9 protein-coding genes are annotated in these 12,344 nt (G+C 72.1%); 6 read left to right on the plus strand and 3 right to left on the minus strand.

The genetic code is table 11. The features are described 5' to 3' along the window. Window positions 1-88 precede the first annotated feature (88 nt). Window positions 89-295, minus strand: coding sequence for a hypothetical protein (locus tag CLT75_RS26380; protein ID WP_013283647.1), 207 nt, complete (start codon window positions 293-295; stop codon window positions 89-91). Between the two features lie 143 nt (window positions 296-438). Beyond that, a complete protein-coding gene (locus CLT75_RS26385; RefSeq protein ID WP_486485368.1) occupies window positions 439-2,931 on the minus strand; it encodes a DEAD/DEAH box helicase in 2,493 nt (830 codons plus the stop codon). Window positions 2,932-3,023: 92 nt separating this feature from the next. Between CLT75_RS26385 and CLT75_RS26390 the strand changes: the two genes are divergently transcribed. The 6 genes from CLT75_RS26390 to topA all read left to right on the plus strand — a co-directional run bounded on the left by CLT75_RS26390 (window position 3,024) and on the right by topA (window position 10,795). Next, window positions 3,024-3,374: an STAS domain-containing protein gene (locus tag CLT75_RS26390; protein WP_013283649.1), complete on the plus strand. Its 351-nt coding sequence runs from the start codon at window positions 3,024-3,026 to the stop codon at window positions 3,372-3,374. Then, window positions 3,374-3,811, plus strand: a complete 438-nt coding sequence (locus CLT75_RS26395) for an ATP-binding protein (protein WP_013283650.1) — start codon at window positions 3,374-3,376, stop codon at window positions 3,809-3,811. The genes CLT75_RS26390 and CLT75_RS26395 overlap by 1 nt, the downstream gene beginning before the upstream one ends. Window positions 3,812-4,132: 321 nt before the next feature. Next, on the plus strand, window positions 4,133-6,481 hold the full coding sequence (locus CLT75_RS26400; RefSeq protein WP_135242921.1) for a sodium-translocating pyrophosphatase: 2,349 nt from the start codon (window positions 4,133-4,135) through the stop codon (window positions 6,479-6,481). Between the two features lie 101 nt (window positions 6,482-6,582). Beyond that, window positions 6,583-7,125 (plus strand): hypothetical protein, encoded by a 543-nt coding sequence (locus tag CLT75_RS26405; RefSeq protein WP_135242922.1) that lies wholly within the window; start codon window positions 6,583-6,585, stop codon window positions 7,123-7,125. After that, the gene (locus tag CLT75_RS26410) at window positions 7,116-7,724 is read left to right on the plus strand and encodes a hypothetical protein (protein WP_135242923.1); all 609 of its coding nucleotides are present in this window, start codon (window positions 7,116-7,118) and stop codon (window positions 7,722-7,724) included. The genes CLT75_RS26405 and CLT75_RS26410 overlap by 10 nt, the downstream gene beginning before the upstream one ends. Before the next feature lie 269 nt (window positions 7,725-7,993). Then, on the plus strand, window positions 7,994-10,795 hold the full coding sequence (gene topA, locus CLT75_RS26415) for a type I DNA topoisomerase (RefSeq protein ID WP_135242924.1): 2,802 nt from the start codon (window positions 7,994-7,996) through the stop codon (window positions 10,793-10,795). A gap of 47 nt (window positions 10,796-10,842) precedes the next feature. Here topA and CLT75_RS26420 read toward each other — a convergent pair whose 3' ends face one another. After that, window positions 10,843-12,159: a D-arabinono-1,4-lactone oxidase gene (locus CLT75_RS26420; RefSeq protein WP_209310389.1), complete on the minus strand. Its 1,317-nt coding sequence runs from the start codon at window positions 12,157-12,159 to the stop codon at window positions 10,843-10,845. Window positions 12,160-12,344: the final 185 nt, after the last annotated feature.

Genomic DNA, 12,344 nt, shown 5'->3' on the forward strand with positions numbered 1-12,344 from the left:
TCTTGCACAGCAGGCCGACCACCGCTCACCCGATCGGACCCCGACACCACGACGCCGGCACACCGGGCGAGGCGCAAGGTCAGCGAGGTCAGCGACCGCCGTCGACCGTGGCCTTCATCGCCCAACTGTTCAGCACCTGGTGGATGCCGCGCAGGCGCTCGTTGATCTGCTCCAGCCGTTCCGCCTGGGCGAGCGTCGCCATCGCGGTGCCCAGCGCTATCTGCTGGTCGGGCGTGAGGTTTTCCTGGTCGATGGTGTAGAGCAGCTCGACGGTCTCGGCGATCGTGTCGGCCACGGTGGCACCTCCGGCGGGACGGGTCTCGGGACACCTGTGCGCTACCGGAAATGATGCATGGAAGCGCTCCCATACATCAATGCCCCGACGGCCCTGCCCTCATGCACGCGTCCCACCCACCAGACACCCCGGCACCGGAAAGGTCAGCCACCACCCGCAGCCGGAGCCGGGTGGGCCACCCGGTCGCCCTGCCGGGGCAGCGCCCCACCGGGCCCCGCCTCCGGCGATATGGCGCCGTCCGCCTCCGGGGACGGGACGCCGCCCGCGCGCCCGGCCGTGGCGAGGTTGGTCAGCACCACGTCGAGGACCTTCACCGCCTCCGCCTTGGCCAGCGGGTTGTTGCCGTTGCCGCACTTCGGGGACTGGACGCAGGACGGGCACCCGGTCTCGCACCCGCACTCGGCGATCGCATCCCGGGTGGCGCGCAGCCAGGCGGCGGCGGTGCCGTACGCCCGCTCGGCGAAACCGGCACCGCCGGGGTGACCGTCGTAGACGAAGACGGTGGGTGCCTCGGTGTCCGGGTGCAGGGCGGTGGACAGCCCGCCGATGTCCCACCTGTCGCACGTCGCCATCAGCGGCAGCAGACCGATGGCGGCGTGCTCGGCGGCGTGCAGCGCGCCCGGCACGTCCGCCGCCTCGACACCGGCGGCGGTCAGCGACTCGGGGGAGAGCGTGAACCACACCGCGACGGTGCGCAGCTCCCGGGCGGGCAGGTCCAGCGGGCGGGTGTCGATCACCTCGCCGGTGGCGATGCGCCGCCGCTGGTACGACACCACCTGGCTGGTCACGTCGACCTCGCCGAGGAACAGGCCGACCGGTCCGGCGTCCACGTACGAGCGGACCGACACCACCGACAGCGAGGTCACGTCGCGGGCGTGGGTGGACCAGTCCGGCTCCTCGGCGTGCACGAGCGCGCACCCGTCGGCCAGGTCGAGCGAGTCGACCACGTACGAGACGCCCTGGTGCAGATAGACCGCGCCGGTGTGCAGCAGGAAGTGCGCCGACCCGCCGTCCACGGTGCCGAGCAGCCGGCCGGTGGACTCCTCCACCACGCAGACCGGGGCGCCGCCCTCGCCGCGCAGGTCGACCTCGGGGCGTTCCCGGTGCCGCCAGTACCAGCCGGTGGGCCGCTGCCGCAGCGCTCCCGCCTCGACCAGCGAGTCCACCGCCTCCTTCGCGCCCTCACCGAACAGGTCCAGGTCGGCCGGGGTGAGCGGGGACTCGTGGGCGGCGCAGGCGAGCTGCGGCGCGAGCACGTACGGGTTGGCCGGGTCGAGCACCGTCGCCTCGACGGGCCGCCCGAACAGCGCCTCCGGGTGGTGCACCAGGTAGGTGTCGAGCGGGTCGTCCCGGGCCACCAGCACGGCGAGCGCCTCGTCGCCGGAGCGCCCGGCCCGCCCGGCCTGCTGCCACAGCGACGCGCGGGTGCCGGGCCAGCCGCAGATCAGCACCGCGTCCAGCCCGACCAGGTCGACGCCGAGTTCGAGCGCGTTCGTGGAGGCGAGCCCGAGCAGGTCGCCGTGCAGCAGCGCCCGTTCCAGCTCGCGGCGTTCCTCGCGCAGGTAGCCGGCCCGGTAGGCGGCCACCCGGTCGCCCAGCCCGGGTACCGCCTCGTCGAGCGACCGACGGGCGTTCGCGGCGACCACCTCGGCGCCCCGGCGGGACCGCACGAACGCGAGCGTGCGTACCCCCTCGACCACGCTGTCGGCGAGCAGGTCCGCGGTCTCCCGCAGCGCGGAGCGCCGGACCTGGACGAGGTCGGCGTCGGCGGACGAGTCGGTGGGCGGCAGCAGCGGCGGCTCCCAGAGCGCGAACGTCACCCCGCCGCGCGGCGACGTGTCCTCGGTGACGGCGGTGACGGGCAGGCCGGTGAGCCGCTCGGCCGCCGCCGCCGGGTCACCCGACGTGGCGGAGGCCAGCAGGAAGACCGGTGTACGCCCGAAGCGCGCGCACTGCCGCCGCAACCGCCGCAGCACGTGCGCGACGTGTGAGCCGAAGACGCCCCGGTAGGTGTGGCACTCGTCGACCACCACGTACGCGAGGCGGCGCAGGAACCCGGACCAGTGGGCGTGCCCGGGAAGGATGCCGTGGTGCAGCATGTCCGGGTTGGTCAGCACGAACCGGGAGTGCCGGCGGATCCACTCCCGCTCGGCGCGCGGAGTGTCCCCGTCGTAGGTGGCGGGGCGTACCCCGTCGAGTTCGAGACCGGCGACGGCGCGGAGCTGGTCGGCGGCGAGCGCCTTGGTCGGCGCCAGGTAGAGCACAGTGGCGCGCGGGTCGGCGAGCAGGGTGCTCAGCGCGGGAAGCTGGTACGCCAGGGACTTGCCGGACGCCGTGCCGGTGGCGACCACCACGTGCCGGCCCGCGTACGCCAGCTCGGCGGCCTCGGCCTGGTGCCGCCACGGGGCGGTGACGCCGCGCCGCGCGAACGCCGCCCGCAGTTCCTCCGGCGCCCAGCCGGGCCACCCGACGGGCTCGCCGGCGCGGGCCGGGACGCGTTCGACGTGGGTGACCGGGTCGGTCGGGTGACGCAGCCGCAGCCGGCGCAGCAGCTCGCCCGGCGCACGCCGCGGGCCGGGGCTGTGGTCGGTCACGTCCTGCACTCTCGCACTGGTGTTCGGAATTGGGAACCGCAGGGTGGGGGTATGGGGAGGGCGTGGCCGGTGACCCGAGAGGGCCGCACGGGGGGATGGTTAGATGCCCAGGAGAGTTTACCGAGGAGGGACCGATGGAGCTGTCGCTGGCGACCCGCGCCGTGGGGGAGCACACGGTGCTCGAGGTCGGTGGTGAGGTGGATGTCTACACCGCTCCCCGCCTGCGGGAACGGCTCCTGGAGTTGATCGACGGCGGGGCCCGCCACGTGGTGGTCGACCTCGGCCGGGTGGACTTCCTCGACTCGACCGGGCTGGGTGTGCTCGTCGGCGCGCTCAAGCGGCTGCGCTCGGCCGGTGGCTCCTTCGCGCTGGTCTGCGACAAGGAGCCGCTGCTCAAGATCTTCCGGATCACCGCCCTGGACCAGGTCTTCCCGCTGCATCCGACGGTCGACGCGGCCATCGCCGCCGACTCCACCGGCGCGTGATGGCGACCGTCAAGCTGTCCTTCTCTCCGGCCCCGGTGCACGTGCGCACCGCCCGCCTGGTCGGCGTGGCGGTGGCCCGGCGGGCCGGCGTACGCGAGGACCTGCTGGACGAGGTGCGCCTGGCCATCGGTGAGGCGTGCACCCGGGCGGTCGCGCTGCACCGGCAGTACGGCCTGGCCGACCCGGTGTACGTGGAGATGTCCGACGGAGGCGGCTACACGGTCCGGGTGGTGGACCGGGCCCCGATCGAGGCGGGTCTCGGCCTGGCCGCGCTCGGCCCGGACGAGCTGGCCAAGGAGTCGCTGAGCGAGGACGCGCTCACCACCGGCGTGGGCTTCGCGCTGCTCGCCGGTTTCGTGGAGGATCTCCAGGTCCGCCCGGTGGACGACGGCGTCGGCACCGAGGTGCGGATGTCGTGGCCGGCCGGCCGCGCCTGACCCGAAACGCACACGGAGGCCGCGTTCCCCGAAGGGGGAGCGCGGCCTCGTCGTATTGGCCGCGCCATATATCAGATTTCTTCGCATAACACAGTTACGAAGATCATCGAGACACGGTGCCCCCTCGGTGTGACCTCCGCCACGCCGGAGGGCTACAGTACGCGGGTTGTCAGCAAGTGATCCCATCCCGTAGCCAGCGGGAACGGGAGTTCATCGCTGGTCCGCCGGGGTGGGTTGGCGCGCGCTTGCGAGTCCGCATCCAGGCGTCGGCCCGTGCGTCTCCACAGGTCGGCGCGAGTTGTTCGGTACAGGAGGACATAGATGTCCGGGACCTTGGCCGCCGACGGCGGCGCACTGTCCCTTACCGGAGCCAACGTGACGTACGTCGTCATCGCCGCGGTCATCGCGCTGGTGGCGCTCGTCTTCGCGGCCGCCCTCACCAGGGCGGTCCTGGCGGCCGGTAAGGGAACCACAAACATGCAGGAGATCTCCGGCGCGGTGCAGGAGGGCGCGTCGGCGTACCTGCTGCGGCAGTTCCGCACGCTGGCGATCTTCGTGGTGATCGCCGTCGTGCTGCTGTTCCTGCTGCCGGTGCACGACACCGACGGCAACGAAACCCTGGTGAAGCTCGGCCGCTCGGCGTTCTTCGTGGTGGGTGCGCTGTTCAGCGCGTTCATCGGCGGCGCCGGCATGTGGCTGGCGACCCGCGCCAACCTGCGGGTGGCGGCTGCCGCGCGGGAACGAGAAGGCGGGCGGGAGGCCGCCATGAAGATCGCCTTCCGCACCGGCGGCGTGGTCGGCTTCCTCACCGTCGGGCTCGGCCTGTTCGGCGCGGCGCTGGTCGTGCTGATCTTCCGGGGTGACGCACCGACCGTGCTGGAGGGCTTCGGCTTCGGCGCCGCGCTGCTCGCCATGTTCATGCGGGTCGGCGGCGGCATCTTCACCAAGGCCGCCGACGTCGGCGCCGACCTGGTCGGCAAGGTCGAGCAGGGCATCCCGGAGGACGACCCGCGCAACGCCGCCACCATCGCCGACAACGTGGGCGACAACGTCGGCGACTGCGCCGGCATGGCCGCCGACCTGTTCGAGTCGTACGCGGTCACGCTCGTCGCGGCGCTGATCCTCGGCCGGGCCGCGTTCGGCGAGACCGGCCTGGTCTTCCCGCTGATCATCTCCACCATCGGCGTGCTGGTCGCGATCGTCGGCGTCTTCATCACCCGGCTGCGCGTCAGCGACCGCAACGGCCTGACCGCGATCAACCGGGCCTTCTACCTCTCCGCGCTGCTCGCCGCGGTGCTCGTCGCGATCGCCGCGTTCGCGTACCTGCCGGCCACGTTCGCCGAGCTGGAGGGCGGGCTGACCGACGTCGACCGCAACCCGCGGCTGGTGGCCATCGGCGCGGTGGTGATCGGCATCGTGCTGGCCGCCGCGATCCAGGCGCTGACCGGCTACTTCACCGAGACCAACCGGCGCCCGGTGCAGGACATCGGCAAGAGCTCGCAGACCGGCGCGGCCACCGTCATCCTCGCCGGCATCAGCGTCGGCCTGGAGTCGGCCGTCTACTCGGCGCTGCTGATCGGCGCCGGCGTCTTCGGCGCGTTCCTGCTCGGCGGCAGCTCGATCACGCTGTCGCTGTTCGCCGTCGCGCTGGCCGGCACCGGCCTGCTCACCACAGTCGGCGTCATCGTCGCGATGGACACGTTCGGCCCGATCTCCGACAACGCGCAGGGCGTGGCCGAGATGTCCGGCGACATCGACGAGCACGGCGCGCGGACGCTCACCGAGCTGGACGCCGTCGGCAACACCACCAAGGCGATCACCAAGGGCATCGCGATCGCCACCGCGGTGCTCGCCGCGACGGCGCTGTTCGGCTCGTACACCGACACGCTGCGCTCCGCCTACGAGGACGCGGGCGTGAACGACGTGGGCAGCGAGATCCTCAACTCGCTCAACGTGTCCAACCCGCGCAACCTGGTCGGCCTGATCATCGGCGCCGCTGTGGTGTTCCTCTTCTCCGGCCTGGCCATCAACGCGGTCTCCCGCTCGGCCGGCGCCGTGGTGATGGAGGTACGCCGGCAGTTCCGCGAGATGCCGGGCATCATGGACCGCACCCAGCGGCCCGAGTACGGCAAGGTCGTGGACATCTGCACCCGGGACGCGCAGCGCGAGCTGATGACCCCCGGTCTGCTGGCCATCCTGGCCCCGATCGCTGTCGGCTTCGGCCTCGGCCCGGGCGCGCTGGCCGCGTACCTGGCCGGCGCGATCGGCGCGGGCACGCTGATGGCGGTGTTCCTGGCCAACTCCGGTGGCGCCTGGGACAACGCCAAGAAGCTGGTGGAGGACGGCGCGTACGGCGGCAAGGGCTCCGACGCGCACGCCGCCACAGTCATCGGCGACACCGTCGGCGACCCGTTCAAGGACACCGCCGGTCCGGCGATCAACCCGCTGCTCAAGGTGATGAACCTGGTCTCGCTGCTGATCGCCCCGGCCGTGGTGGCCTGGAGCGTGGGCGACGACAAGAACCCGGCGCTGCGCATCACGATCGCCGTGGTGGCCGCGTTGATCATCGCGGCGGCCGTGGTGTTCAGCAAGCGCAAGGGTGTGGCGATGACCGACGAGGACAGCGATGCCGGCACCCCGGACCAGCGTCCGGAGACGGTGAACGCCTGATCGCACGCGACGGTTCCCGGCCGGCCCCGGCCGGCCGGGAACCCCGTGCCCGGCAAACCTGACCGGTGGCGGTTCGGCCCGGAGGTCGTACGCTGCTTCGCATGCGTACGCGCCGGGCGGCAACCGCCGGAAAGCTCACGGTGGTCCTGGCCACGCTGGTCCTCGTGGTCACCGGGTGCGGCGGCGGTCCCAGCCCTCGGGTCTGGGCCGCGTCGGTGTGCCAGGCGCTGACCCCGTGGCGCGCGGAGATCTCGAAGCTGACCAGCAGCACCCAGCAGCAGATGACCGCGCAGACGACTCCGCCGCAGGCCAAGGAGAACCTGGTCCGGCTCTTCGCCGGCGCCGAGCAGGCCAGCGAGACGGCCCGGCGCAAGGTCGAGGAGGCGGGCGTGCCCGAGGCCGAGCGCGGCGCCGAGGTGTCCGCCGGGTTCCTGGGGTCGCTGAGCAAGATGCGCGACGCGTACGGCCGGGCCCGGGACACCGTCGACCGGCTCGACACTGCCCAGGCCGGTCCGTTCTACGACGGCGTGCGCGCCGCCGTGGACACGCTCAACAAGGAGTACGACGCGAGCGCGCTGGACACCAGCAAACTCAACTCGACCGAGCTGAAAGAGGCCTTCGACGAGGTCCCGGAGTGTCGCTGACCCCTCCCACCCCGAACCCCGCCCGCCAGCCCTCACTGTTCTCCACCGAGGCGGCCGATCCGGCCCTGGCGGATCTCGCCGGCCTGCTCGCCGGACCGGGTGAGGTGGGACGGATGGGCGGCACGGCCCGGATCTCCGTGGTGGTCGAGGCTGCCTGGCGGGTGCACGTGCTGGTGGCCGAGCTGGGCGCCCGGGGCGTGCCGGCGAGCTGGGAGCCGACCGAGGACGGGCGGCACCGGGTGCGCACCGCGTACACGAGCATGCTGGCACCGCTCGCGCGGACCTGGCTGCGCGGCGGCGTGAAGCGGCCGCCGGTCCGCTTCCACCTGGACGGACGGCGGCTGCGGCTCTGGGTGGCCGCGGCCGGCACGGCCGAGCCGGCCGGTTTCCGGCTGCGGCTCGGACCTGCGGACGAGCCGTCCTGGCCGGTGGTCCGCGCCGCGCTGGCGGCGGTCGGCCTGCCGGCCGCGTTCGTGGAGCCGGACGAGGGCGGGCCCGCGTTCCGGATCGGTGGACGGCGCATGTCGCGGCTCGCCGAACTGGTGGGGGAACGGCCGGCCACGGCGCCGGCGGCGGAGTGGCCGGGCTCGCACGGCTGACCGTCCGGTGTCCGAACCCGGACACCCGGCGACGGCTCCGCCGGGTGTACGCGATCGTCACAGTGACCCGCCTGTCGCCCTACCCACGGTGTACCGTGACGCCGTCCGGCAGGGTGCGGCCGGCGGTCGCCGGGAGGGCGGCCCGTTTGCCGCCCACGAAACCCGGAACGCGGACGGCGCGTTACGTTGGACATCCGGACCGCCTGTGGTCCGGGTGGCGCAACACGGCCCGAAGCGGGCATGGCGTAGGAGTGAGGTCGGGGAGAGACGTGCCGAGCAACGCTGGAACCACCCGTCTGGTCATCGTCGAGTCACCGGCGAAGGCCAAGACGATCTCGGGCTACCTCGGCCCGGGGTACGTCGTGGAGGCCAGCTTCGGCCACGTCCGGGACCTGCCCCGCAACGCCGCCGACGTCCCGGCGAAGTACAAGGGTGAGCCCTGGGCGCGCCTCGGCGTCGACGTCGACAACGGCTTCCACGCCCTCTACGTGGTGTCGCCCGACCGTAAGCAGCAGATCAGCAAGCTGGTGAAGCTGGCCAAGGAGGTCGACGAGATCTTCCTGGCGACGGATGAGGACCGCGAGGGCGAGGCCATCGCCTGGCACCTGGTGGAGACGCTCAAGCCCAAGGTGCCGGTCAAGCGGATGGTCTTCCACGAGATCACCAAGCCGGCCATCCAGGCCGCTGTGGCGAACCCCCGGGAGATCGACCGCGACCTGGTCGACGCCCAGGAGGCGCGGCGTATCCTCGACCGCCTCTACGGCTACGAGGTCTCGCCGGTGCTGTGGAAGAAGGTCATGCCGAAGCTGTCGGCGGGCCGGGTGCAGTCCGTGGCGACGCGGATCGTGGTCGAGCGGGAGCGCCAGCGGATGGCGTTCCGCACCGCCGAGTACTGGGACATCCTGGCCACGCTCGCCGTGGCGAAGCCGGGCGAGGGCCCGCGCACGTTCAACGCCACGCTCGTCGCGCTCAACGGTGACCGGATCGCCACCGGCAAGGACTTCGAGCCGACCACGGGTCGTGTTCGCGCCGGTGCGGGTGTCGTCCACCTCGACGAGGGCGGGGCCCGGGGGCTGGCCGCCCGCCTGGCCGACCAGCCGTTCACCGTCACCCGGGTCGAGGAGAAGCCCTACCGGCGCCGCCCGTACGCGCCGTTCATCACCTCCACGCTCCAGCAGGAGGCGGCCCGCAAGATGCGGTTCTCGTCGCAGCAGACGATGCGCACGGCGCAGCGCCTGTACGAGAACGGCTACATCACCTACATGCGTACCGACTCGGTGAACCTGTCCGAGACGGCCATCGCGGCCGCCCGCCGGCAGATCGTCGAGCTGTACGGCGAGCGCAGCGTGCCGCCGGAGCCGCGCCGCTACACCGGCAAGGTGAAGAACGCGCAGGAGGCGCACGAGGCGATCCGCCCCGCGGGCGACAACTTCCGCACCCCGGGTGAGGTGGCCAAGGAGCTGTCCGCCGAGGAGTTCAAGCTCTACGAGCTGATCTGGCGGCGCACCATCGCCTCGCAGATGACCGACGCGGTCGGCTCCAGCGTGTCGGTGCGCATCCGCGCCGTCTCCTCCGCCCAGGAGGAGGCCGACTTCGGCGCGACCGGCAAGACCATCACCGACCCGGGCTTCCTGCGCGCGTACGTCGAGTCCAGCGACGACGAGAACGCCGAGGCCGAGGACGCCGAGCGGCGGCTGCCCACGCTGGTCAAGGACCAGCCGCTGACCGCCGACGAGCTGGCCGCGCAGGGCCACCACACCCAGCCGCCCGCCCGCTACACCGAGGCGTCGCTGGTCAAGGCGCTCGAAGAGCTGGGCATCGGCCGGCCCTCCACGTACGCGTCGATCATGCAGACGATCCAGGACCGCGGGTACGTGGTGAAGCGCGGCCAGGCCATGATCCCGTCGTTCCTGGCGTTCGCGGTGATCGGGCTGATGGAGCGGCACTACCCGCGCCTGATCGACTACGACTTCACCGCCAGCATGGAGAACGAGCTGGACGAGATCGCCGGTGGTGACCACGCCGCCGTCGACTTCCTCACCTCCTTCTACTTCGGCAGCACCAACGGCACCGGCGACCAGGCCATCGCGCACGCTGGTGGCCTGAAGAAGCTGGTCACCGAGAACCTCAGCGAGATCGACGCGCGCAGCGTCAACTCCATCCCGCTGTTCACCGACGACGAGGGCCGCGAGGTCGTGGTCCGGGTCGGCCGGTACGGGCCGTACCTCCAGCGCGAACTGCCGGGCGGCGAGCAGGCCACGCCCTCCGGTGAGGGCGAGGAGGGTGGTTCGCAGGGTGACCGGGCGCCGATCCCGGAGGGCCTGGCGCCCGACGAGCTGACCCCGGAGAAGGTGCACGAGCTGTTCCTCGGGGGCGGCGGTGAGCGCAAGCTCGGCGACGACCCGTCGACCGGCGAGCCCATCCTGCTCAAGTCCGGCCGGTTCGGCCCGTACGTGGCGAGCGGCGAGCGCAAGTCGTCGCTGCTGCGCTCGCAGACGCCGGACAGCCTCACCCTGGAGCAGGCGTTGCAGCTGCTGCGGCTGCCCCGGCTGATCGGCGTGGCCCCGGACGGCGCCGAGGTGTTCGCCAACAACGGCCGCTACGGCCCGTACGTCAAGCGCGGTGACGAGTTCCGCTCGCTGGACTCGGAAGACAAGATGTTCACCGTCACGCTGGACGAGGCGCTGGCGTTGCTGGCCGCCCCGAAGACGCGTCAGCGCCGGGCAGCCGCGCCGCCGCTGCGGGAGATGGGCAATGACCCGCTCACCGAGAAGCCGCTGGTGATCAAGGACGGGCGCTTTGGGCCGTACGTGACGGACGGCGAGTTCAACGCGTCGCTGCGGCGCGGGCAGACGCCGGAGGAGCTGACGCTGGAGCAGGCGTCGGAGATGCTGGCCGAGAAGCGCGCGAAGGGCCCGGCGCCGAAGAAGAAGGCCGCGAAGAAGGCCGCCCCGGCGAAGAAGACGGCGGCGGCGAAGAAGACGACGGCGGCCAAGAAGACGACCGCCGCGAAGAAGACGACGGCCAAGAAGGCCGCCCCCAAGAAGGCGACCTCAACCCCGAACGAGTGATCTTGGAAGGAAAGGGCCCCGATAAGGGCCCTTTCCTCCCAAGATCCTCAAGCGCCCAGGACCTGCGTCAAGTAGGGGTTCTGGAAGATGTGGGAGGGGTCGAGGCGGGCGCGGACGGACTGGAAGTCGGCGAATCTCGGGTAGGCGCTCGCCAGGGACTCGGCGGTGCGCCAGTGCAGCTTGCCCCAGTGTGGGCGGCCGCCCAACTCCGTCGCCACCTCCTCGAACGCGCGGAAGTACGGCTCGTACGGCATGCCCACGTACTGGTGCACGGCGATGTACGCCGAGTCCCGCCCGTACGAGTGGGACAGCCAGATGTCGTCGGCGGCGGTGAACCGCACCTCGACCGGGAACAGCACCTTGAACGGCAGCCGGTCCACGATCCGGCGCAGCTCGGCCAGCGCGGTGGGCAGCGCCTCGCGCGGCAGCCCGTACTCCATCTCCACGAAGCGGACCCGGCGCGGTGTGCAGAACACCCGGTCGGAGCGGCCGGTGTAGGTGCGTTCGGTGAGCGCGCGGGCGGAGACGGCGCTGATCCGGGGTGCGAGTGCGGGTACGGCGCGGCCGAGGCGGCAGGCGCCGGCGAAGACGGTGTTGGAGAGGAACTCGTCGTCCAGCCAGCCGCGCCAGCCGGGCAGTGGCTGGTCGTCGGCGGGTACCCGGTCGTTGGTCTTGACCTGCACCCGGTCGGTGTACGGGAACCAGTAGAACTCGGCGTGGTCGTGCGCGTCGTACAGGCCGGGCAGGTCGTCGAGCACTTCGGCGAGCGGGGCCGGGCGTTCGTGCGCGCGCAGCACGAAGGCGTCCACGCAGCGCAGCGTGACCTCGACCAGCACGCCCACCGCGCCGAGCCCGACCCGGGCGGCGTCGAAGACGTCGCGGTTCTCCTCGGCCGAGCAGCGCAGCACCTCGCCGGTGCCGGTGACCAGCGTCAGCCCGGCCACGAAGGTGGACAGGCAGCCCAGCTTCGCCCCGGTGCCGTGGGTGCCGGTGGAGAGCGCACCGGCGATGGTCTGGGCGTCGATGTCGCCCAGGTTCGGCATCGCGAGGCCGTGCCCGGCGAGCAGATCGTTGAGCGTGTGCAACGTCATCCCGGCCGGTACGGTGACCAGGCGGCGCGCCACGTCGACTGTGACGTCGGTCTCCAGCTCGGCGAGGTCGATCCGGTGCCCGTCGGCGACGGCGGTGGCGGTGAACGAGTGGCCGCTGCCGGTGGTCCGGACGGTCCGGCCCGCCGCGGCGGCCTGGCGGACCGCCTCGACGACGTCGGAGACGCTATGCGGGCGCACGGTGAGGAGCGCGGTGCTGTGCTGGTTGCCGGCCCAGTTGGACCAGGTGGCGGTGGTACCGGTCATCGCGGCCACTCCTCGACATGAATATGAACTGAATTCATATCAGGAACGTTGTGCCTGGTAAATACCGCAATCGAGCCCGGCTCGTTGTACCGGTAGTCACAGACTCGTGACGTGCAGATATGTTCATCCGTCGAAGGGGGGTGGCGCCGAGTGTCCACACCAGCCGCCACGACCGGGCCGCTGCGTCGGGTACC

Source organism: Micromonospora sp. CNZ285 (assembly GCF_004637285.1).

Bases quoted from the DNA above. Each gene is read 5' to 3' on its own strand.
- CLT75_RS26390 (WP_013283649.1), top strand. From the start codon at position 3,024: ATGGAGCTGTCGCTGGCGACCCGCGCCGTGGGGGAGCACACGGTGCTC.
- CLT75_RS26400 (WP_135242921.1), top strand. From the start codon at position 4,133: ATGTCCGGGACCTTGGCCGCCGACGGCGGCGCACTGTCCCTTACCGGA.
- CLT75_RS26395 (WP_013283650.1), top strand. From the start codon at position 3,374: ATGGCGACCGTCAAGCTGTCCTTCTCTCCGGCCCCGGTGCACGTGCGC.
- CLT75_RS26405 (WP_135242922.1), top strand. From the start codon at position 6,583: ATGCGTACGCGCCGGGCGGCAACCGCCGGAAAGCTCACGGTGGTCCTG.